The sequence below is a fragment of the Colwellia sp. MB3u-45 genome (assembly GCF_014077005.1).
GTDB lineage: Bacteria > Pseudomonadota > Gammaproteobacteria > Enterobacterales > Alteromonadaceae > Cognaticolwellia.
In genome coordinates this window covers 670,147-691,970 of the sequence record NZ_JACGVC010000044.1, presented here as the reverse complement: position 1 = coordinate 691,970, position 21,824 = coordinate 670,147, and the positions used below count along the sequence as shown (strand labels likewise).

At 38.5% G+C, this 21,824-nt stretch carries 20 protein-coding genes and 3 tRNA genes; 14 read left to right on the top strand and 9 right to left on the bottom strand.

Annotation, left to right across the window (positions count from 1 at the left end):
* Positions 1-272: 272 nt before the first annotated feature.
* The 3 genes from H4J41_RS08240 (at position 273) to H4J41_RS08230 (ending at position 636) form a co-directional block, all read left to right on the top strand.
* A tRNA-Asn gene (locus tag H4J41_RS08240) sits at positions 273-348 on the top strand.
* Positions 349-415: 67 nt separating this feature from the next.
* Positions 416-491 (top strand) — tRNA-Asn (locus H4J41_RS08235).
* A gap of 69 nt (positions 492-560) precedes the next feature.
* Positions 561-636: transfer RNA gene (locus H4J41_RS08230), tRNA-Asn, on the top strand.
* A gap of 1,501 nt (positions 637-2,137) precedes the next feature.
* On the opposite strand, the gene H4J41_RS08225 is transcribed toward H4J41_RS08230, so the two are convergent.
* The 5 genes from H4J41_RS08225 to H4J41_RS08205 all read right to left on the bottom strand — a co-directional run bounded on the left by H4J41_RS08225 (position 2,138) and on the right by H4J41_RS08205 (position 7,257).
* On the bottom strand, positions 2,138-3,787 hold the full coding sequence (locus tag H4J41_RS08225) for a M28 family metallopeptidase (protein ID WP_259364579.1): 1,650 nt from the start codon (positions 3,785-3,787) through the stop codon (positions 2,138-2,140).
* A 353-nt stretch (positions 3,788-4,140) separates the two neighbouring features.
* Positions 4,141-5,043: an FAD:protein FMN transferase gene (locus tag H4J41_RS08220; protein WP_259364580.1), complete on the bottom strand. Its 903-nt coding sequence runs from the start codon at positions 5,041-5,043 to the stop codon at positions 4,141-4,143.
* 77 nt (positions 5,044-5,120) lie between these two features.
* Positions 5,121-6,497, bottom strand: coding sequence for a DUF3570 domain-containing protein (locus H4J41_RS08215; RefSeq protein WP_182136334.1), 1,377 nt, complete (start codon positions 6,495-6,497; stop codon positions 5,121-5,123).
* Positions 6,488-6,757, bottom strand: a complete 270-nt coding sequence (locus H4J41_RS08210; protein ID WP_182136333.1) for a DUF4266 domain-containing protein — start codon at positions 6,755-6,757, stop codon at positions 6,488-6,490. The genes H4J41_RS08215 and H4J41_RS08210 overlap by 10 nt, the downstream gene beginning before the upstream one ends.
* A gap of 11 nt (positions 6,758-6,768) precedes the next feature.
* Complete coding sequence (locus H4J41_RS08205; RefSeq protein ID WP_182136332.1) at positions 6,769-7,257, bottom strand: TlpA disulfide reductase family protein; 489 nt, start codon at positions 7,255-7,257, stop codon at positions 6,769-6,771.
* Between the two features lie 169 nt (positions 7,258-7,426).
* On the opposite strand from H4J41_RS08205, the gene H4J41_RS08200 reads away from it, so the two are divergent.
* The gene (locus tag H4J41_RS08200) at positions 7,427-8,047 is read left to right on the top strand and encodes a LysE family translocator (RefSeq protein WP_182136331.1); all 621 of its coding nucleotides are present in this window, start codon (positions 7,427-7,429) and stop codon (positions 8,045-8,047) included.
* Between the two features lie 397 nt (positions 8,048-8,444).
* Here the strand turns inward: H4J41_RS08200 and H4J41_RS08195 are convergent, their stop codons facing one another.
* Entirely contained in the window at positions 8,445-9,044 is a 600-nt protein-coding gene (locus H4J41_RS08195) for a hypothetical protein (protein ID WP_182136330.1), read from the bottom strand.
* Positions 9,045-9,747: 703 nt separating this feature from the next.
* Between H4J41_RS08195 and ccoN the strand changes: the two genes are divergently transcribed.
* The 10 genes from ccoN (at position 9,748) to uspE (ending at position 18,907) form a co-directional block, all read left to right on the top strand.
* Positions 9,748-11,169, top strand: a complete 1,422-nt coding sequence (gene ccoN, locus H4J41_RS08190; protein WP_182136329.1) for a cytochrome-c oxidase, cbb3-type subunit I — start codon at positions 9,748-9,750, stop codon at positions 11,167-11,169.
* Between the two features lie 10 nt (positions 11,170-11,179).
* Positions 11,180-11,824 carry a cytochrome-c oxidase, cbb3-type subunit II gene (gene ccoO / locus H4J41_RS08185; protein ID WP_182136328.1) on the top strand — a complete coding sequence of 215 codons (645 nt, stop codon included), beginning with the start codon at positions 11,180-11,182 and terminating at the stop codon, positions 11,822-11,824.
* On the top strand, positions 11,821-12,027 hold the full coding sequence (locus H4J41_RS08180) for a cbb3-type cytochrome c oxidase subunit 3 (protein ID WP_220461033.1): 207 nt from the start codon (positions 11,821-11,823) through the stop codon (positions 12,025-12,027). Before ccoO ends, H4J41_RS08180 begins: the two co-directional genes overlap by 4 nt.
* A complete protein-coding gene (gene ccoP, locus H4J41_RS08175; protein ID WP_182136327.1) occupies positions 12,020-13,003 on the top strand; it encodes a cytochrome-c oxidase, cbb3-type subunit III in 984 nt (327 codons plus the stop codon). Before H4J41_RS08180 ends, ccoP begins: the two co-directional genes overlap by 8 nt.
* Positions 13,004-13,179: 176 nt before the next feature.
* Complete coding sequence (locus tag H4J41_RS08170; RefSeq protein ID WP_182136326.1) at positions 13,180-13,680, top strand: FixH family protein; 501 nt, start codon at positions 13,180-13,182, stop codon at positions 13,678-13,680.
* A gap of 13 nt (positions 13,681-13,693) precedes the next feature.
* On the top strand, positions 13,694-16,093 hold the full coding sequence (locus H4J41_RS08165) for a heavy metal translocating P-type ATPase (protein ID WP_182136325.1): 2,400 nt from the start codon (positions 13,694-13,696) through the stop codon (positions 16,091-16,093).
* Complete coding sequence (gene ccoS / locus H4J41_RS08160; RefSeq protein ID WP_182136324.1) at positions 16,090-16,335, top strand: cbb3-type cytochrome oxidase assembly protein CcoS; 246 nt, start codon at positions 16,090-16,092, stop codon at positions 16,333-16,335. The genes H4J41_RS08165 and ccoS overlap by 4 nt, the downstream gene beginning before the upstream one ends.
* Before the next feature lie 3 nt (positions 16,336-16,338).
* The gene (locus H4J41_RS08155) at positions 16,339-17,001 is read left to right on the top strand and encodes a sulfite exporter TauE/SafE family protein (RefSeq protein WP_182136323.1); all 663 of its coding nucleotides are present in this window, start codon (positions 16,339-16,341) and stop codon (positions 16,999-17,001) included.
* Positions 17,002-17,081: 80 nt separating this feature from the next.
* The gene (gene fnr / locus H4J41_RS08150) at positions 17,082-17,801 is read left to right on the top strand and encodes a fumarate/nitrate reduction transcriptional regulator Fnr (RefSeq protein ID WP_182136322.1); all 720 of its coding nucleotides are present in this window, start codon (positions 17,082-17,084) and stop codon (positions 17,799-17,801) included.
* 173 nt (positions 17,802-17,974) lie between these two features.
* Positions 17,975-18,907 carry a universal stress protein UspE gene (gene uspE, locus H4J41_RS08145; RefSeq protein WP_182136321.1) on the top strand — a complete coding sequence of 311 codons (933 nt, stop codon included), beginning with the start codon at positions 17,975-17,977 and terminating at the stop codon, positions 18,905-18,907.
* Positions 18,908-19,256: 349 nt separating this feature from the next.
* Here uspE and H4J41_RS08140 read toward each other — a convergent pair whose 3' ends face one another.
* The 3 genes from H4J41_RS08140 to H4J41_RS08130 all read right to left on the bottom strand — a co-directional run bounded on the left by H4J41_RS08140 (position 19,257) and on the right by H4J41_RS08130 (position 21,744).
* A complete protein-coding gene (locus H4J41_RS08140; protein WP_259364581.1) occupies positions 19,257-20,114 on the bottom strand; it encodes a glucosaminidase domain-containing protein in 858 nt (285 codons plus the stop codon).
* A gap of 57 nt (positions 20,115-20,171) precedes the next feature.
* On the bottom strand, positions 20,172-20,960 hold the full coding sequence (locus tag H4J41_RS08135; RefSeq protein ID WP_182136320.1) for a hypothetical protein: 789 nt from the start codon (positions 20,958-20,960) through the stop codon (positions 20,172-20,174).
* Between the two features lie 235 nt (positions 20,961-21,195).
* The gene (locus H4J41_RS08130) at positions 21,196-21,744 is read right to left on the bottom strand and encodes a DUF1415 domain-containing protein (protein ID WP_182136319.1); all 549 of its coding nucleotides are present in this window, start codon (positions 21,742-21,744) and stop codon (positions 21,196-21,198) included.
* Between the last annotated feature and the right edge of the window lie 80 nt (positions 21,745-21,824).

The following is a 21,824-nucleotide window of genomic DNA, read 5'->3' as shown; positions in this document are numbered from 1 at the left end:
TTTGACTACAAGCCGCATTCTACCGTTTGCCTTACGTAAACGTACACTTTAACCCACATAGTTATCCACAGATAAAGTGGATAACTCTATTTTTAGTTGTTATTTTTAGTGCTGAGCATTTATTCATCATAAAATGCAGGAATGTTATCAACAACGCCTGCAATTTGAGCAAACGAGCAATAAAATGATTTTTTTCGAACTTTTGTGTTGACAGTATGACATGCGGCCTTTAATATTCGGCCCCGTTAGCCAGTAGCGGCTTTCAAAACAATTCCTCAATAGCTCAGTTGGTAGAGCAACGGACTGTTAATCCGTTTGTCCTTGGTTCAAGTCCAAGTTGAGGAGCCAAATTAAGAAGTGGTGGTTTTTATTTTAATATAAAAACGGCTATATTAGAAAATAGTAGAAGAACAATTCCTCAATAGCTCAGTTGGTAGAGCAACGGACTGTTAATCCGTTTGTCCTTGGTTCAAGTCCAAGTTGAGGAGCCACATTAAGATGTAATGGCGAGTAGTGATATTGCTAGCGGTTATATTAGCAAGTATAGTATAAAGAACAATTCCTCAATAGCTCAGTTGGTAGAGCAACGGACTGTTAATCCGTTTGTCCTTGGTTCAAGTCCAAGTTGAGGAGCCACATTAAAGAACCTGCTTTTTTAAGCAGGTTTTTTTTCGTCTTGAATTTGATGAACGAATATCCCTCAAAAAATCACTTGGTAGAACAACAGCCCCGCTTTTGTAATTAATAAGCATTTGTCATTTCTTTGTAGGTCGGACTTTAGTCCGTCAACCGTTAAGCGTGCTCTTAACCTGATGGATTAATAGGAATTCATAGCAGGGTATTATTTTTCGCTCGGCATTCGTGCTCAAAACAGTTAAATTTCATTTAACTTGATGGACTAAAGTCCAACCTACATTAACCCCATGTAAAGTTTACCGGTGTTCATGTAGCGCTAGGCAAGTGTTTTATGATTTTTTTTTGTAGGTCGGACTTTAGTCCGACAACCGTTAAGCGAGTGATTAATGCTATAGGCCAAAAAACATCAGCAGCCGGTATTGTTTTTCTTAATTAGTCTTAATACCAAAAGCAGTTAAATTTCATTTAACCTGATGGACTGAAGTCCATCCTACATTAACCCCATGTAAAGTTTACGGCTGTTCATGTAGCACTGGGCAATTTTTTGTAATTTTTTTGTAGGTCGGACTTTAGTCCGACAACCGTTAAACGAGTGGTTAATGCTATAGGCCAAAAAACATCGGCAGCAGGTATTGTTTTTCTTAATTAGTCTTAATACCAAAAGCCGTTAAATTTCATTTAACTTGATGGACTAAAGTCCATCCTACATTAACCCCATGTAAAGTTTACCGGTGTTCATGTAGCACTGGGCAATTTTTTGTAATTTTTTTGTAGGTCGGACTTTAGTCCGTCAACCGTTAAGCGAGTGATTAATGCTGTAGGCCAAAAAACATCAGCAGCCGGTATTATTTTTCTTAATGAGTCTTAATACCAAAAGCAGTTAAATTTCATTTAACCTGATGGACTGAAGTCCATCCTACATTAACCCCATGTAAAGTTTACCGGTGTTCATGTAGCACTGGGCAATTTTTGGTAATTTTTTTGTAGGTCGGACTTTAGTCCGACAACCGTTAAGCGAGTGATTAATGCTATAGGCCAAAAAACATCAGCAGCCGTATTATTTTTCTTAATGAGTCTTAATACCAAAAGCAGTTAAATTTCATTTAACCTGATGGACTGAAGTCCATCCTACATAGAGAATACGGGTGACGATCTAGATTTAGGCCATTTTTTTGTAGGTCGGACTTTAGTCCGTCAACCGTTAAACGTGCAATTAACCTGATGAGTTAATTGCACTTATAGCAGGATATTATTTTTTCGCTCGGCATTCTTAACAAACACAGTTAAATTTCATTTAACTTGATGGACTAAAGTCCACCCTACATTAACCCAGATAAAGTTTACGCGTGTTTATCTGGCGCTTAGCGCTGCGTAATTTTTTTGTGATTGTTTTTTTGATTTATATTTAGAAGATTTATTTCAAGAGGGTTTATATAAATTAGCCTATAAAAAAGGGCTAGATTTTCATCTAGCCCTGTATGGATATTTTAAGCTTAATAACTTATTTCATCATGGCATCGCGAGCGACTTTAAACTCACTGCCTTCACGCCAATTTGGCCAGTCTTTTGTGTTGCTTAACATATAGCCTGTTTCAAAGAAGACTTGCAGCTCTGCAATCATGCCCTGCCAGCCCCAATTTTCATTGTATTCGTCACAGGTTTGGTGATAACACTTAGCGACTAAAGCAGACACTTGCTCACCAATGGCTTTTTGTTCGGCATTAAGCCAAGTAGAGCCACCACCAGCACTTAGTGCCGGTACGCCTTTCTTTGCCAAACTAAAGTGGTCTGAACGATAATAGTAGCCACGTTCAGGGGTTTGCTCAGGGGTTAGGATACGGCCTTGGCTTTTAGCCGCTTTTGCTAAATAATCTTCAAGTGCCGACTTACCAAAACCGACGACAGTTAAGTCAGTTTTCAAGCCTGAAATGTCTAAACTGTCCATGTTGATCAAACCTACGACTTTATTTAATGGCATGGTTGGGTGGTTGGCAAAATAACGTGAGCCTAAACGCCCTTGCTCTTCAGCTGTTGCCGCCATAAAGGTTACTGAGCGTTCAGGGGCTTTGTCTAACGCTTTATAGGCTTTAGCAATATGCATTAAACCTGCGGTACCTGTTGCATTGTCATGTGCTCCATTAAAGTAAAGGGTTTTACCGTCAATAACGGTAGAGCCTAGGTGATCCCAATGTCCCATATAGATCACATGTTCATCAGGGCTAGTGCGACCTGGAATTGTCGCGATAACATTATTAGACACTGAAGCTGTAATAGTATTGTTAACTTTGATGTTAGCCTTTAGTTTAAGTGGCACAGCTTGAAATTCATTCGACAATGCTTGGGCTTTTAAGCTATTAAAATCTAAACCAGCTTTGGCCATTAACTCGTGTGCTTTGTCTGTGCTGATCCACATTTCAACATCAACAACGGCTTCATTCACTTCTTTGGCTGGTAGATGGTATTGCGCGCCAGTCCAGCTGCTTTCGATCACATTCCAACCGTAACTAGCAGGCTTGGTTTCATGCACTATAATTGCGCCAGCAGCGCCTTGACGGGCCGCTTCTTCATATTTATAAGTCCAGCGCCCGTAATAGGTCATGGTATTGCCATCAAACAGTGCGGGGTCTTGTGAGGCATAACCTGGATCGTTAACTAAAACCACAACCGTCTTTCCTTTGACATCAATATTTTTATAATCATTCCATTGATACTCAGGTGCGTTGATGCCGTAACCAACGAAAACTAACTCAGAGTTTTCAAGGCTAATTTGTTCACGTGTTTGACGTGAGCTAGCCACATAGTTTTTAGGAAAATCAAAGGCTATATCAGCAATGGTTAGTGTGCCAACGGGCTCACTCACTATACTATTCATCGGTACAGCTTGAAGGTAACTGTCACCATTACCAGGCGTTAAACCTAGCTTTTTGAATCTCGAAATCAACATATCGGTGGTTAATATTTCACCTTCAGTTGAGGGCTCACGGCCTGCGAATTTATCTGAAGATAATGTTTTTACATCAGCTTTTATCGCGTTAATATCAAACGATTGATACGCTGCAATGAAATTATCCTGAGCACAAGCACTCATCGACAGTAATAAGGCGCCAGCACCTAGCAGTATTTGCTGACGTTTTTCACGAATATAACTCAACTTAATTCTCCTAAAGTTTATTCACCACAGTTTAAAAGTCATAAAATTAATGGTGAATTTAAATCACCTATCAGACTAACGGTATTCCTCACAAAACGCTAGAAATACCCAATCAATACAAAGCACTTGTTGCCTTAGTCATTAAAAATACAACTACAGACTTCAGTTACTCAGCGATTATTTTAGTTGTGGTTATTTACCAAGCCAAGGTTTTAATGTGCTGTGAATGCGGCTTAAACGCCGCTATTTTAAACACGGCTATAGGAAGGTTAACTTGATATGTTATTGGCTTGATAAAGACAGTGGCAAGGAGCAATAAATTTATGCATTATAGGTACTAACTAATAGGGACCTTAACGAATAGCCCAAAATTTAATTTCTTGCTCGGTCAAAAAATCTTCTGCCTGCGGCCCCTGCATTAAGGCTAATGTGGCTAATATTCCGGCTTGAATACATTGTGGTGCAACTACCGTAATAGAGCGTGGCGCTTGTACAACTGGCCAACCGGTTTTTGCATTTAAAATATGGCTATAACGAACGTTATCTTTGAATAAAAAGCGCTTTGCGTCACCGCTAGTGGCTAATGCGCCTTTTAACAGACTCACCACCATAGGCTTGCGTTCAATAAAACCTGGGTGCTCAATGCCTACTTGCCATGGCACATTGGTTTTACGTGGTTTATTAGCAGCTAAATCTCCGCCTAAATTAACCAGTAGCGGCAATTGAGTAAATTCGTTGGCAATGATCATCGCTCTGTCTACTGCGTATTCCTTACCAATTCCGCCAAAGTCGATTTCCATATTATCTGGCATTATGATTTGCTGTTCATCAAAAAATATTTTATGCCAACCCATGTTTTCTAAGCTTTTTTGTACATCGCTATCATGAGGAATATTGTCGCTACCATCAAATTGCCAAACTTGCCGTAATACCCCAGATGTTATGTCAAAAACACCATCGCTGAGTTGATAACAAGTATCAGCAAAGTTTAATAACAAATAGGTTTCTTGATCTATAGCTAGCGCCTGACCGCCACTATTGTTTATAGCGGAACAAACACTGGTGGCTTGATAACGTGAATATTTATCTTCAATGCGCCATACTTCATCAGCAATAAGCTTACCTAAGGTCAATGCTAGTTTGTGATCCTTGCTAGCCACTAGTACTTCACAAGGACTGGCCATGGCATCAAAACGCAAACAATGACCGTCATCAGTTGCTGTTATTTCAACTTGTCTAACCGGCTTTTTCTTCAAGTGTTCTCCAATTTTCACCACTATTTTATATTTTCAACGCGTCCCTGCGTATTTAAGCGAAATTAAGTGAAGCGAAATTAAAATGAATAGCTAACTTGGGCGATAATCGCGTCTACACTTTCATATAAGTCAACGTCTGCTAGCGCACCCGGTGCTTGAAAGCCTGGATTTTTAGGCTCTTGTCGATAATACTCTAACCTAAAAGACAAGTCATTACCGTCGCTAAGCTTCATACCGTACTTCACCCCTAAGGTGTATGCGCTCATTTCTCCAATCCGATAATCTGCACTCGCAAATTCTGGAATAGCATTCGATTGTGCTAAAAATGGTTGGTAAAAGTCAGCAGCACTTTGTTGATAAAATCTAAAGTGAGGCTCGATATAACTATTACGGGACAGTGGTATTCTCAACCTTGAATCAATAGTATGAGAGTCTATTGCCCAGTCATCCCACATATAACGATAAGAGATATCAATAACGTTTTGTTCAAAGTGATATTTAGTTTGTGCAAATATACTTTGCTTAACGCGACTGTCAGGACGGTTTTCATAAAGGTAGTCTTGCGCAATGCCTTCGCTATTGACCAAACTTAACATTTTAAAAGGGTCGTTTAAATAACCATCAACTTTTGAGTAAGAGTAATTAAACTGCGTGATCATGCGACGATTGATAACTTGTGTGAAACCAAACATGATATCTGCCGTAGTTTTGTCGTCACTGTCTGTTCTGCGCGTAGCATTAAAAGCCGCTTTACCCGCGCTATTTACTGTCTCATCTTCACCCTCTTCGTCGTTGCCATATTCGTCGTCATCATCGTCATAAGCCGATGGCATTGATGCGAAAGCCAATGGAATACCACCTTCTGGTTCAAATGTGTCTTGAAAGTAACTTAACCCTACTGAAAATGTTGAGTTTTTATTGTTAAAGTCATACGCAAGGTTGCCATTAACCCCTAGTGATAAATAATCATATTCTTTTGAAATATGAACACCGGCACTACCGGTATAGTTTTCTGCTAACGGCTGAGTCCATTGGGCATTTAGCTGTACACGAGTATCTTTAAATGTGTCGTCTAACGGGATTTTACCCGCTTGCGTTTGATAACTTCCCTTGCCTGAAGGTCGGGTAAATGTTTGCACATTCGGCTGTGCCGCTGCGCCAGTAGCCGAGGCACCTGTGAGTGAATCTATGGTTAACTTTAGGTTCAACACTTCTTCATTTTCAAAAGTTTTTTGAGCGCTTATAACCGCTTCGGCGGCTGAAACGCGATCGCTTTCACTGTAATATAAAAATGCACTCTCAAAATCCCAAGAAGATTCTTGCTGTGCTTTTGCCGGCGTAGTGGTGTCGTCTGCTGCATTGGCAATAACAGGTAATGTGCCTAATAACGCCGAGGTAGCAATAGTCAATGCTGCCTTAATGTTTATTGGCGCCTTTTTGTGAGTTAATTGCATCCGCAACCTCCGCCACCAAAACCTTTACCACCACTTGACGCTTCTTTGCTGAAATAGATATGATCATCAAGTGCAGAATCTATCGCTGAAGAGGTTAGCGCCATCTCTTCTTTCGCTAATAAATCACGTTCCCATGGCTGTACGCCTAATGATGAACAGCCACTTGCTAAAATGATTGCCGCTGACAATAACGAACACTTAATTATTTGCGAAGGTAAATCCGCATTAAAATAATTTTTTTTGACTTCAAATATTTTCATAAATCTACTCTCTATTTAACGGCTAATAACGCCATTAATTGCGTTTCATAAAGCTTTACTTTTTTAGTAAAAAACCCTGTGTGTGCCTGCTGCACGTTACCCTGTTTGTCAATTAATAAGCTACTTGGCATGCCTTGAATATTAAATTGTTGCGCGATGTCACCTTCTGGATCATAGATAACTAAGAAGTTTGCCGGGTTTTCTAGCAAAAATTCTGTTGCTAATGTTTTATCGGCATCAAGATTGACAGTAATGATGACAAAGCCTTGATCACGATATTCTTGCTGCATGTCGTTCATCCAAGGAAATGACTTACGACATGGCCCGCACCAAGAAGCCCAGAAATCAAGATAAACGACTTGTCCTCGGTGTTCGGCTAAGGTTTGCTGCAACTTAGTTTCGGGTATCGACATCGCTTGAGTATTTTTAACCAACAACAAGGAGAGTAATAACGCCAATACAGTAAAGGTGTTAATTAATTTTGGTAAAATTTTTGGCATAAACAGTAAAATTCATTAGTCTAGTTTTAGTGCCTTAACCTTATTTGATTTTTCTTAAGAAATCCTTAAGGTTTAATAAAAACATTGGATATAAATTTTCTCTAATGAGCCAAGTTACGTTATTATCGCTGACATATTTACTTATCCTTTTTTACTGGAAATTTTCACCTTGATTGATATCACCCTGCTCAGTTTATTTATCCCAACATTTTTTATTGTTAGCTTAACACCAGGTATGTGTATGACATTAGCCATGAGCTTAGGGATTACCATCGGGGTGAGAAAAACATTATGGATGATGTATGGGGAGTTATTAGGTGTTGCTACCGTAGCTGTTGCCTCTGTATTAGGTGTTGCCACGATAATGACTAAGTTCCCAGAACTATTTCAAGCGTTTAAAATAATTGGGGCATTATATTTATTATATGTTGGTATTAATATGTGCCGAGCTAAAGGCAAACTTTTGACCAATTCAAATCAACACCAACAAGTCATTAAAAAGCGCAGCTTATTTCAACAAGGATTTTTTACTGCCATAGCCAATCCAAAAGGTTGGGCATTTATGATTTCGCTATTACCCCCTTTTATTAGCCAAACCCTGCCATTGGCACCACAATTGAGCATTTTAGTGGCGGTAATATTAATATCAGAATTTGTTTGTATGACCCTATACGCCACTGGTGGAAAAACTATTGGTAAGCTATTAACCCAAAGAAACAATGTACAACTGCTTAATAGAATATCAGGCAGTTTAATGATATTAGTGGCTATTTGGCTAGCAATTAGCTGATATAATACCAATCTCACTAATTATCTGATCATTTTTACTGGTTAAAACAACCAACTACTGCGTTATTTATTTAATAATTAGAACAACTAGTTATTAAATAAATGCCTTATATTTGGCCATTTTCCCTGCGTATAAAGTAGACCACCTAATTAATGAAATTGGTATAAGTTAAACGAAGCTTTTGCACTTAACACTTTTGCACTTAACAATGGTACAAGGCTTATGATTCTGGTATGAATGCACTGGCAAATGTTTAAAGTGGATGACTAGCTAATGATGATTTTTAGTGCCATAGACTAATTTTATTACGTTATTGCCAGCGGTGATTTGTTCCTGTAACAAAATATTCGTACAACAAAATCAGCCACTGAATAAAGCTCAGATGATTGTAGAGCTTTTAGCTTCGATAACTCGCCACAGTTAACATTTTTGTATAAGTTTTTTCTTCAACTGTGGTGAAGGTTAACCATATGCGCCATGTCATTTCCTCGGCGGAACAACTGCCGACGAGTACCTCGGCTTGAAATACTTGTTTACTCGCTGTTTCACTCTCAATTGTACTCTCAAATTCACTCTCAAATTCACTCTCTATCTTTAACTGAGTTATATTGATTTGATCTGGTTTTACATTATCTAACTTTTTGTTATTCATTCTATTGTTTGGAAAATCCTCTTCAATAAACAAAGGTATTTTCCCCATATACATGTTAACACCTTCAAGATAACCACTAACGCTGGTTAGTGCTGGTGTACCTTGATAATTCAGCACCATATTAAATGCCTGCTCAGCAACTATTCTATCAACAGTAAATAGGACTTGAACTTGCCCTCCAGCTAAGTCGAATTGACATTGGCTTTGCTGAGCAATGCACTGTGCAGTGCGCAAGTTCTGAACATCCAATGTTGGGTTAACCTTATCTTGGGGACTACAAGCGGTTAATAGAATGGCTGACAATGTTAATAAAATGTCTTGCGCTAATTTTTTGGAAATATTCATGACATGCTATAAAAGAAAGATATTTGTCGCTCATGATACACAAACCTTGGTGATATTTATCACTTTTTTATTGGCTTTTATTTAATGCGTTATACCAGGTTTTCAACAAAAAGCGCAGAGTTAGCTTTTGCTATGATCTTACACAAGATTACCCTCGTAATGCTTAGTAATTAAAGTCAGGTCACGGCAAAATAACAACATGGACTGACCTGTTATTAAAGTACCTTGGTATTAAAGTGCCTTGGTGATTTTTTTAGTTTTAAACAGAAAATGTTCAGCGAGATACTCCCTAAATTTAACACAGTATCTAGTGTTAAATAGTTTAAAAAGCGTATCATGTAGTTAGCTCGATAATGTTTGCCAACGTATTTGCCAAATATTATTGAGTTGCCATCATTTATCTTTAATTTAATCGTGCAAATATTAACCATAGCTTGATTCACTTTTTCCGCTAAATTAGCCCATTTTAAATGGTCTTCTTTTTCTAATAAAAAAACGAGTAAAAAAATTAATCAGCACTTGCTTATTAACTTATTGAACAATATTGCAGCAACAGAATTTTTTTGTTGATTTAAATCAAGATTTACGGTTGATTTATGGCATAGGCGAAAGGTAAAATTACGTAGCTTCTCAGCATTTTTCATGAAAAAGTTTATTTTTTACAGAAAATTGCAAAATTTAACTTAGTAACGGAACAATAAAAATGACAACAACGCTTGAACATCCGGCATATAACTTCAATGTGGTGCGTCAATTCACCGTAATGACAGTTATTTGGGGGATCTTTGGTACTGCATTAGGTGTACTTATTGCCGCGCAATTAATTTGGCCGGCACTAAATTTTGAAACACCTTGGCTAACCTATTCTCGTCTTCGTCCACTGCATACCAATGTGGTAATTTTTGCTTTTGGCACCAGTGCACTCTTCGCTACTTCATATTATGTTGTTCAGCGCACCTGTAAATCAGTTTTGTTTGGTGGCAAATTAGTCGCCTTTACCTTTTGGGGCTGGCAAGCGGTTATCGTGCTTGCCATTATCACTTTACCTATGGGTTACACTTCAAGTAAGGAGTATGCCGAATTAGAATGGCCGATTGACATTTTAATTGCTGTGGTTTGGATTAGTTACGCCATTGTGTTTTTTGGCACCTTAGTCAAACGTAATACATCTCACATCTATGTTGCAAACTGGTTTTTTGGTGGTTTCATTCTCACTGTAGCCGTTTTACACATCGGAAATAGCATGGTTATTCCGGTGTCGATGTTTAAGTCCTACTCAATATATTCTGGCGCTATCGATGCCATGATGCAGTGGTGGTATGGACACAATGCCGTAGGCTTCTTACTGACGGCTGGTTTCTTGGGTATGATGTATTACTTCGTACCGAAACAAGCTGAACGTCCAGTTTATTCTTACCGTTTATCAATTGTTCATTTTTGGGCATTAATTTCATTGTACATTTGGGCCGGTCCTCATCACTTACATTACACTGCACTACCTGATTGGGCTCAGTCAGTAGGTATGGTGATGTCAATCGTATTATTCTTACCTTCTTGGGGTGGTATGATTAACGGTATTATGACGCTTTCTGGTGCGTGGCATAAACTTCGCTACGACCCAATTTTGCGCTTCTTAATTGTTTCATTATCCTTTTACGGTATGTCTACCTTTGAAGGCCCTATGATGGCGATTAAATCGGTGAATGCATTATCTCATTACACAGATTGGACTATAGGTCATGTACATTCAGGTGCTTTAGGCTGGGTTGCTATGGTGACAATTGGTGCTATGTATCACTTAATTCCTGTGTTATTTAATCAAGGTCGTATGTACAGCACTAGGTTGATTAACGTGCATTTCTGGTTACACACATCAGGTATCGTTTTGTACATAGTCGCTATGTGGATCTCGGGTGTCATGCAAGGGTTAATGTGGAGAGCTGTTAATACTGATGGAACATTAACTTACAGCTTTGTTGAAAGTTTAGTTGCCTCTAAACCCTTCTACTTTATGCGTTTTGTTGGTGGTGTATTGGTTGTTATTGGTTTCTTATTGATGGCTTATAACATGTACAAAACAGTCTATGCTAAAGACAATAGTCTTAAGCCACTTGAAATAAGCTAAGGAGCCGACAATGAAAAATAAACATGAAAAGTTTGAAAAAAATGTTGGTCTGTTTGCTATCTTTACTATTCTTGCAATCAGCATTGGTGGTTTAGTTGAAATTACACCTTTGTTCTTTCAAAAAGCCACCACCACACCGGTTGATAACCTAAGACCTTATACCGCTTTAGAGATGGAAGGTCGTGACATTTATATTCGCGAAGGTTGCAATGTTTGTCACAGCCAAATGATCCGCCCTTTTCGTGCTGAAACAGAGCGTTACGGTCACTACTCTGTTGCTGGTGAAGGTGTATGGGAACATCCATTTTTATGGGGTTCTAAACGAACAGGCCCTGATTTAGCCCGTGTTGGTGGTCGTTACAGCGACGATTGGCATCTTGCGCATTTACTTGACCCTCGTTCAGTTGTACCTGAGTCAAATATGCCTTCGTTTAAATGGTTAGCTGAGACTAAGCTTGACGGCGAATTAACGGAGAAGAAATTATCAACATTTAATTTCTTAACCCGTAATCGTAGCCATAAAGACGAGCAAGGTAATGCTATTCCGCTTTACTCTGAAACTGAGCTGGCTAATGCAAAAAATGCAGTTGCAGGTAAAACAGAGATGACAGCATTAATTGCATATTTACAATCTCTAGGTCATGCGCTGAAATGATAACTATAGACTACGGCACGCTTAGAGGGCTAGTTGCCCTATTAATATTGGCATTATTTATTGTCATTGTGGTTTGGTCGTATTCAAAAAAACGCAAATCAGCGTTTGATGAAGCGGCAAATTCAATTTTTGAAGAAGATACTGAAACTGAATTAAAGCACTCTGACAAAAATAACAAACAGGAGACTAATAACAATGTCTAGCTTCTGGAGTATTTGGATTACCGTTCTTACCTTGGGTACATTAGTGGGTTGTTATCTACTATTGAACTATTGCTTAAAGAACTTTGCAGGTGTTGAAGAAGGTGAGCCTACGGGTCATGTCTTTGACGGTATTGAAGAATTGAACAACCCATTACCGAAATGGTGGAGTACTTTCTTCTTATTAACCATTATCTGGGGTTTTGGCTATTTACTGCTTTATCCAGGTTTAGGTAACTTTCAAGGCCTATTAGGTTGGAAGAGTTCTAACCAAGGCATTTTAAATTTATCAGAATCTAAAGCAAGTATTGCTAATGCGAAAGCAGCGGGCATGTTAGTACAGTACGACCGAGAAGTTGCTGCTGCCGGTGAAAAATATGGCCCTATTTTTGATGCCTATGCAGAGCGTAAAATTATTGACTTAGCAACCGCTAATGATGATGAAGCAACCTCTGCACGTAAAGTCGGACAACGCTTGTATTTACAAAACTGTTCTCAGTGTCATGGTTCTGATGCACGTGGTGCTACTGGTTTTCCTAATCTAGCTGATAAAGATTGGTTATACGGTGGTTCACCTGAAATGATCAAAGCGACTCTTATCCATGGTCGTAAGGCAAATGGCATGATAGCTTGGAGTGCAGCATTAGGCGGCGAACAAGGTGTTAAAGAAGTTACCGCCTATGTCTTGAGTTTAAGTGGTCGTGAAGTTGACACCAAAGCAGCAGAAGCGGGTAAAGTTAAATTTGCCATGTGTGCAGCTTGTCACGGTAGCGAAGGCAAAGGTAGTGATGCAATGGGTATTGCATTGGGTGCGCCTAACTTAACAGATAATATTTGGTTATATGGTGGTTCGCCACGTGCCGTTGAAATGTCAATTGCTAATGGTCGTGCTGGCGTAATGCCGGCTTGGGATAAAATCCTAGGTGAACAAAAAATTCACGTCATCAGCGCTTATATTTATAGTTTATCGCACGAATAAAAATTAAAGTAATCATTAAATACAAAGCCTTGGAACTGTAATGTACTAAGGCTTTTTTATTTAAAAAAAGAGTAAAGTTCACTAGATTAGCGCTTTTTAATAGTTAACACTTTTTAATAGTTAGCACTTAAGAATAGTCGTATAATACTCATTCTCTCAGCAAAGAAGAAATTTTCATGAAAACATCTTGGTACCGAGAACCTTGGGCATGGTTTGTATTTATATTGCCTTTTACCGTGGTAGTTGCCGGCATTGCCACCTTCATTATTGCCAATACTAATCCTGACACTTTGGTCGTTGGAGATTATTATAAAAAAGGTAAAGCGATTAACCTTGAATTGGGTAAAATTAAACAAGCGCAAAAGCTTGGGATGAGCTTTGGTTTAAAACTGGTTGACGATCAGCTTATTATTCGCCCAACGGGTATTGAAAAAGAATTTCCCTTACTTAATGTCAATTTTTATCACCCAACCCTAGCGGATAGAGATTTTTCTTTAGTATTAACACCTGATGGCAACGGTAACTTTACCCATATTTTTGAAGCTGATAAAAATGTGGCTGGTAAATGGCAGGTAACCATCACTCCGTTTGAAAATCACTGGAAAATTCAAGCTGTGATCACCCTACCTCAATCCGATTTTATTGCGATAGCACCGGACACAGCCCAAGCAAATTAATGAGCCAAGCTTAATGAACCTAGACTGTTTTCATTGCGGTGAGCCCGTACCCAATGGCATTAATTTAACCACGAGTATTGAAAATATTAATCAACCTATGTGCTGCATAGGTTGCCAAGCGGTAGCACAAACGATTGTCGACAACAATTTAACTGACTATTACCGTTTTCGCAGTGCGCCAGCACAAAAAGGCGAAGTATTAATACCTGAACAACTGCAACGCAATAAAATTCTGGATGATGAAAGCTTACAAAACGAGTTTGCTTATTATCATGATGGTTTTAAAGAAACTATATTAACCATTGAAGGTATAAGTTGTTCAGCATGTGCTTGGTTAATAGAAATGCAAATCAGAAAACTCGCTGGCGTTAATAACATTAATGTTAACGCCACGACACAAAGAGCAACAGTCCAGTGGCAAGAAAACCAAGTAAAACTCAGTGAAATACTGAGTTTAATTGATAAAATTGGCTATCATGCTCTCCCCTTTAAAGCCAGTACAGCTGAAAAGGCCAATAAAAAACAAGCAAAAAACTTTATTAAACGCTTAGGTATTTCAGGCATTTTAATGATGCAAGTCATGATGATCGCATTTGGCTTATACTTTGGTGCTTTTGCCGATATGGCTGAGTACAACGTACAGTATTTGCGCTGGGCCAGTCTTTTCTTAACCCTACCCATTGTTAGCTATGGCGCTTTTCCGTTTTATAAAAGTGCTTTTTTTGCCTTGAAAGCGCGACAACTTTCAATGGATGTACCTGTTTCTATTGCGATTAGCCTGGCTTTTCTTGCTAGCGTTTGGGCTACATTTACCCAGCAAGGTGAAGTGTATTTCGAGTCTGTTTCCATGTTTACCTTTTTATTACTGATTGGTAAATTTCTAGAGTTTAGGGCCCGCAGCCGCGCTGCTGACATCTCGGCAAATTTATTAAAATTAATGCCGATGACCGCCACTAAAATTGAACAGGGTATTGAACGCTTTATCTCAGCAACACATTTAAAAGCCGATGATATTATTTTAATAAAGCCCGGTGAAACCATACCCGCAGATTGCGAAATAATAACCGGCACTAGCCAAATCAATGAAGCCATGCTCTCTGGTGAGCAACTACCGTTGCATAAAACAACGCTAGATAATCTTTATGCCGGTACCATAAATGGTGATGGTAATTTAACAGCAAAAGTTAGCCACAGTAACCAAGAATCATTTTTAAGCCAATTAATTCGCTTAAGTGAAAGTGCCCAAAGTCATAAACCTAAATTGGCGCAATTGTCCGATAAAATAGCCCAATATTTTGTTGCTCTTATCCTAGTTGTTGCCATTGCTACCGCAATATATTGGTCTCAACATCAACCAGCAGAAGCGTTTTGGATCACCTTATCTGTTTTAGTGGTAACTTGTCCCTGTGCTCTGTCATTAGCAACACCTACGGCATTAACTTGTGCAACCACTCGCCTTAACCGTGAAGGGATCATGATTAAATCAGCACATGTGCTAGAAACTATGCCTGAAATTGAGGTGATGGCTTTTGATAAAACCGGCACCTTAACGACGGGTGAATTTACCATTACAGAAGTCAAAACTTATGGCGCATTTGCAGATAAAAACACTCCAGATGGGCAACAACAAGTGTTGGCTATTGCGGCGGCGTTAGAGGCACACTCTGCTCACCCCCTAGCAAAAGCCTTTAGCCAGTTTCGTGATTTTAGCCAAACAGCAACTCAAGTGGTGGTTGCGCCAGGTGCTGGTATTTCTGGTGAGGTTAATAATCAGCATTACAGAATTGGTAAAAACTCATGGCTGCTCAGTAATAATGACAACAGTGCGCACAGTGCGCAGTGCGTATTAATGCAAGATGATAACTTAGTTGCTGAATTTTATTTACATGATGGTCTGCGTGAAGATGCCAAGGCATTAATTAATTTTTTACATCATGAAAACATTAAAACTGTCATGTTATCGGGTGATCATCAACAAGGCTGTGATAAATTACAAGCAAAGCTGCACCTTAATAGCGTACAAGCAGATTTGTCTGCACAAGACAAAGTCAACGCGATTAAACTACAGCAAGCCTCGCATGCTGTAGCTATGATAGGTGATGGCGTAAACGATACCCCAGTATTGGGCGCGGCGCATTTGTCCATTGCCATGGGCAGTGGCACTGATATTGCTAAAAGTGGTGCGGATGTGATATTACTGAACAATAAACTCAAAGGTGTGCAAACACTGCGACAGGTATCGTTAAATACTGCGCGAATTATAAAGCAAAATTACCTTTGGGCTTTTAGTTATAATGCCATTGTATTGCCATTAGCGGTTATGGGCTATATAGCGCCATATATGGCAGTCATTGGCATGTCGGCCAGTTCAATACTAGTGGTAAGTAATTCTTTAAGGTTATTAAAAAAATGAGTGTGATATACGTATTAATTCCCATTGCTATTTTACTTACCGCTATTGGTATTTATCTCTTTTTTTGGGCGGTAAAAACTGAGCAATTTGATGATTTAGAAAAGCAAGGCATGAGTATTTTATTTGAAGATGATCATGATAAAAAAAGCATTCATCAAAGCAATAATGCTACGCCAATAACACCACAGATAGACAAAACAAATACCTCACAAGAGCAAGCAGACGCACAGGTCAAAAAATAGTTTATGAGCCTTGATTTTTTCTCCGCATTTATCATCGGATTATTAGGCTCCGGCCATTGTATAGTGATGTGTGGTGGTATTAGCACCATGCTGACGACGGCGATTTCTGATACCTCTCGGCATAAAAAATACGCCATTATATTGGCCTATAACTTTGGTCGTATCGCCTCTTATAGTCTTATTGGCGCTCTTGTCGCATTCACCAGCTCAATGGCGACCAAAAATATCGGATTACCTGTTTCGTTGTTAAAAACTATTGCGGGTGTTTTTCTTATCTTATTAGGTTTGTATTTAGGCCAGTGGTTTATGTGGTTAAGCCGCGTCGAACATTTAGGTAAAAATATTTGGCGTTACATAGCACCACAGACTAAAAAATTTATTCCCATTAAAAACGTACAAAGTGCTTTCGCTTTAGGCGCACTATGGGGCTGGTTACCTTGTGGCTTGGTATATTCTACACTAACTTGGGCATTGGCTAGTGCCGATGCCCTTGATGGTGCCTTGATCATGTTTTTCTTTGGACTAGGCACCTTGCCTGCCTTACTTTCAGTATCACTAGGCACCATAAGTATTAAATCATTATTGAGTCATACACTATTTAGAAAGATAGCAGCCAGCTTAGTGATTTCATACGGCATCTATACTATACTTATTTTATATATATAAAGTGCCTGATATGGACATTATATATATAAAAAATCATGGAAAAATTCATGCGTACATCATGAAAAATTTTAAAGGATATTATGAGTTATAAATCATGCACTATTCATCAACATATTCACTGCCAAAACTGTAGTCTTAGTGAATTATGCTTACCCTTTTCTCTCAATGATAAAGAGTTAGAAACGTTAGATAATATTATCGACCGTAAGCTGCCGATCCATAAAGGTGAGCAAATATTTAACGACGGTCAACCCATGCATGCGCTTTACGCCATACGTTCGGGCACATTTAAAACCTACACCATTAGTAAACACGGTGAAGAACAAATTACTGGTTTTCATTTAGCGGGTGATTTGCTTGGCTTTGATGCTATTGCCAATGCTCAACATCCAAGTTTCGCTAAAGCGCTAGAAACCTCAATGGTTTGTGAGATCCCTTACAATACGCTCGATAATTTATCGAACAGCATGCCAAAATTAAAAAAACAAATTTTACGTATGATGAGTACTGAGATCCGTGAAGATCAAGAAATGCTAACATTACTTAATCGTAAAAATGCCGAGCAACGACTAGCAACATTTATCAGTACCTTAAGTATTCGTTACCATGCCCGTGGTTTATCTCCATCTGAGTTTCGTTTATCTATGACCCGCAGTGATATTGGTAACTATATTGGTTTAACGGTTGAAACCATCAGCCGTTTGCTTAACCGCTTTCATAAAAATGGTTTAATTGCCGTTGATGGTAAACTCATTACTATTTTAAGTTTCGACAAATTAAACGCATGCGCCGCACTTTAATGTCACGCTAACACCTGCTTTTCTACATTGCCTTATTAAGGTATTTCACGCTATGCTTAGCGTGAAATATTATTTATCACCGATAGCATAATAATTTGATTTAAGACAACTATTATTGCCTCAAAGTAGACTATTGTTATAACACTAGTAGACAATTGATAAAGGAATTAGCCATGGAAAAGTATCAAAAAATACTCGCGATTGTTGACCCAACAACAGAAGAGCAGAAAGCGGTAAATCGAGCGATAGAATTAGCGCGTAAAACAGGCGCTAGCATTACCGCATTTTTGACCATCTATGATTTTTCTTATGAAATGACCACCATGCTGTCAAGTGATGAGCGTGAAGCCATGCGCCAATCAGTTATTAATGATCGCACTCAATGGCTAGAGTCTTTACTCGCTGATCTTGATTTAAGCGGAATTTCTATCGATTGTCGGGTTATATGGCATAACCGTCCCTTTGAGCAAATTATTGCTCAAGTACTCGATAATGGTTATGACATTGTCATTAAAGGGACTCATCAACACGACAAATTCAAATCTGTCATATTTACGCCTACCGATTGGCATATTCTGCGCAAATGTCCTTGCCCTGTTTTACTCGTGAAAGAGCATTTGTGGCCTGATAACGGTAATATTCTTGCGGCGTTAAACATTGGTAGTGAAGAGGAAGAACATAAAGCACTTAATAACAAAATCACTGCAGAAGCTAAACAGCTGACCCAAGTCATGAAAGCTAATTTACACCTAGTTAACTCATTCCCGGGGACGCCAGTAAATATCGCCATAGAAATCCCAGAGTTTAATGCCAGTGATTATAATCGCTCGATGTTAAAACATCATCAAAAAGCGATGTTAGCACATGCAACTGCCTTTAATATTGCGCCAGAAAACACCCATATTAAAGAGGGTTTACCAGAAGATATCATTCAAAGCATAGCCGCTGAATTAGATGCAGAATTAGTCATTCTTGGTACTATTGGCCGTACCGGTTTATCGGCAGCGCTAATTGGTAACACCGCAGAGCATGTTATTGATAGGCTAAATTGTGATGTATTAGCATTAAAACCCGATGGTTACATTTCACCACTTGATGTAGATTAATATCAGCTAACATCACTAGCATAAAGTTGAATTGGGTCATTAAACGCCTAGTTCAACTTTTCTTGTTTAATAACTTAAACTAGATTATGCGCTGAAGTTTTAACAGCTTTTAGCCAAAAGTATATGACGATAATGTCCTTAAGGTAAATAATGTAAAACGGTTACCTGTGATAGCATAATAATAAGGCTATTATTAAGTTAGAGGTGATTACTTTTGCTGATAAAAAACTGAGGAAGTACTACTTTTTCAAAGCAATTCAAGCGAAAATTTTTTAACCGACATGATATTTGAATTTATTTATAAATCTATTTTTATACCTAAATTAGGAATAGCACATTTACATAGCGCTTATTTATTATATAGCGCGAAGTAATGTCGATTATGGCGGATCATATCAGTTAATTCCAACACATAATCTATGCCACGTTCAGAATAACGCATTAATCCTGTTGCAAGAATTTCTGGCGCTAGCGGTTGGTTTTGATCGCGTAATTGGCCTCTAATCGATCTAAATACCGTATAGGCACCGTTAGTATTAATATTATGCAAATAACGTGCGACACCTAAACTAATAGAGCTATAAGCGGCGACTTCATGCTTAGCGCCGGTATTACGGCTACCTGGCACCATGCCGCAACCTTCCCTATAACACCACACACCAAAAAAGTTTAAGCCTATTCGAGCAAAACGAGAGGTTCCCCAAGCAGATTCATTGGCCGCTTGCACTAAAACAAGGGCTAATGGAATAATGTCAATTTTAAGCTGTAATTCATATAATTGTCTTAACAGAGAAAACTTTTCACTGACTTTATATTTTTTGCTCAAACTGCTTACTAACGTGTGTTCTTCCGCACTAAAGGGCTGTTCTAAGCTTAATTGCGCAATTAAGCGCGCCACTTCAGCACGCAAGATCAGTATTTTTTTATTTTCAGCCTGTACTGCGGGTTTAATAAAAGCAAAAAAACGACGTTTCTTCTCTTTTACATCACGAATTTTAGCAAAGTCGGGTAAAGTGACCGTGTGTAACGGTTGCTCAACTATTTTAATGACCTTCTTAACCGCTTTCGTTTTCGGTATTACCGACACTGGCTCTTCAGTCGGCATACTTTCAGGCAAAGGTAAGAAGGTAAAAGGTGCGATTAAACCCATACTTAGCAAAACTAAAAAAATAAAACCTAAGAGATTTTGCTTATTAAATATCGTCAAGCTAATAGCTCCTCATACAATTATCTTTAGTCTCATTTACTAAAAACATACGGTAAATCAGGCCGAAAAGGTGTCATTTATGGTCTTGGTTTGATCAGCGGCTATTTCCATCTGTAAACCAAATATTTCTCGGTATAAAATTCCCTTTACGTTATAAAACAACGGCACTATGTAAGCTAAACAAAATAAGAAAAATGCGATAGCGATAAAGCTAAATTCAGATTCACCGGACATTACAACAGGTAAAGCGGATATCAGTACAGCCAAAGCCAGTATCAGATAAATAGCGAAAATTTTGAACCATTGAAAACGCGTAGCTTGAATGCTTATTGAAATGGCTTTTATAGGTGACATTTTTTTTTCTACCACCAAAGGCAATGCGAGTGACAAGGCTACCGCCAAAAATATGCCAGGCAAGTAAAATAATGTTAAACCTATGGTAACCAAAGTTGAGGTTAATAAGGCACTAACAGCAACCCAGCTGCCTCGCTTTAAAAAGCCAAAAACCAATTTTGGTCTGGTTTTTAAGCCAACTGAATGGAAAATACCCATCATTTCAACACCAACGATAAAAGGATAAACCACTAAAGTAACGATAATATTAAGTAAAGTCGCTGATCTTTGATCTTGAATGGCCACTTCAATGCCACCCAACTGGCTGCTCACTAACAATGAAACCAACATGCCAATCATCAAACAGGTAAACAGTCCCAAATTAATCGCCATGCGCGATTTTAAGGTTATTTGCCAGCCTTCTTTCAATATAGTCGCTACATCAAGGCTATATTCACCTTTTACAGCTTCTTCGACACTACCACCAACGTTTTCAACCGGAAGTTTTTCCACAAAAATATTACCTAATGAGTAAGCGTATCAGTGACGCTTGTCTTAATTGCTACCAGTATATCGTAATTCACCACTGCCTGTGAATAAGCAGAGAAAAGTTATTAACATTCAGCCTATCCAGTTTACCAAGGTTATAGGGTAAACCCGTTAACTTGACGGCATAAATACCAACTTACCGGCGATATTGATGCCTTGAAACTGACTTGCTGATAACAGTGTTTAACCTTATAAAAGGCTAAGCATTGTTTTTGATATTCATCAACAAGGTTTTAAAATAGTGAGCGCCTTTCTTCTTGGCTAAAGCGATATTATTATCTGGAATGCTCTCAGGGTTTTTATAGACACTAAGCACTTTTTCCATGCTGTGTTCACGAATTAAATGTAAGGTGGGATAGGGAGAACGATTGGTGAAATTGCCCGCATCGTCATAATCAGCGTCAGCAAAGCAATATTCAGGGTGAAAGGTAGCCACTTGGAATATGCCTTCAAAACTATGATCAACAATAATGTCATTGGCATAATCAACCAAGTCTAAAAAGCGATTAAAGTCTCTAAAACCTTGATTATAGATTAATAAACTCGTTTCTATTTCAGGATTGTCATGCAAGTAGTGACATTGCGATAAAAATTCAACTAGCGCTGACTTTAGCTGTTCTTTATCGCTAGTAAAATAATGAATAGTTTGATTAACAAACTCTTTTTTTGCGAATGGACAAAAATTGAGCCCAATAATTACTTGCTCTAGCCATTGTTTGGTTTGGTCAACTTCATCTCTTGTGCTCATAACAACTTACTCAATATTCTACTTATTTACATATGGGTGTTGGCTTACTGGTATTGGCTACTGGTATTGACTTACTAACC

Coding starts and splice junctions, on each gene's coding strand:
- H4J41_RS08215 (WP_182136334.1), bottom strand. CDS start 6,497: ATGCAATTAACTCACAAAAAGGCGCCAATAAACATTAAGGCAGCATTG.
- H4J41_RS08210 (WP_182136333.1), bottom strand. CDS start 6,757: ATGAAAATATTTGAAGTCAAAAAAAATTATTTTAATGCGGATTTACCT.
- H4J41_RS08205 (WP_182136332.1), bottom strand. CDS start 7,257: ATGCCAAAAATTTTACCAAAATTAATTAACACCTTTACTGTATTGGCG.
- H4J41_RS08195 (WP_182136330.1), bottom strand. CDS start 9,044: ATGAATATTTCCAAAAAATTAGCGCAAGACATTTTATTAACATTGTCA.
- ccoN (WP_182136329.1), top strand. CDS start 9,748: ATGACAACAACGCTTGAACATCCGGCATATAACTTCAATGTGGTGCGT.
- ccoO (WP_182136328.1), top strand. CDS start 11,180: ATGAAAAATAAACATGAAAAGTTTGAAAAAAATGTTGGTCTGTTTGCT.
- H4J41_RS08180 (WP_220461033.1), top strand. CDS start 11,821: ATGATAACTATAGACTACGGCACGCTTAGAGGGCTAGTTGCCCTATTA.
- ccoP (WP_182136327.1), top strand. CDS start 12,020: ATGTCTAGCTTCTGGAGTATTTGGATTACCGTTCTTACCTTGGGTACA.
- H4J41_RS08170 (WP_182136326.1), top strand. CDS start 13,180: ATGAAAACATCTTGGTACCGAGAACCTTGGGCATGGTTTGTATTTATA.
- H4J41_RS08165 (WP_182136325.1), top strand. CDS start 13,694: ATGAACCTAGACTGTTTTCATTGCGGTGAGCCCGTACCCAATGGCATT.
- ccoS (WP_182136324.1), top strand. CDS start 16,090: ATGAGTGTGATATACGTATTAATTCCCATTGCTATTTTACTTACCGCT.
- H4J41_RS08155 (WP_182136323.1), top strand. CDS start 16,339: ATGAGCCTTGATTTTTTCTCCGCATTTATCATCGGATTATTAGGCTCC.
- fnr (WP_182136322.1), top strand. CDS start 17,082: ATGAGTTATAAATCATGCACTATTCATCAACATATTCACTGCCAAAAC.
- uspE (WP_182136321.1), top strand. CDS start 17,975: ATGGAAAAGTATCAAAAAATACTCGCGATTGTTGACCCAACAACAGAA.
- H4J41_RS08130 (WP_182136319.1), bottom strand. CDS start 21,744: ATGAGCACAAGAGATGAAGTTGACCAAACCAAACAATGGCTAGAGCAA.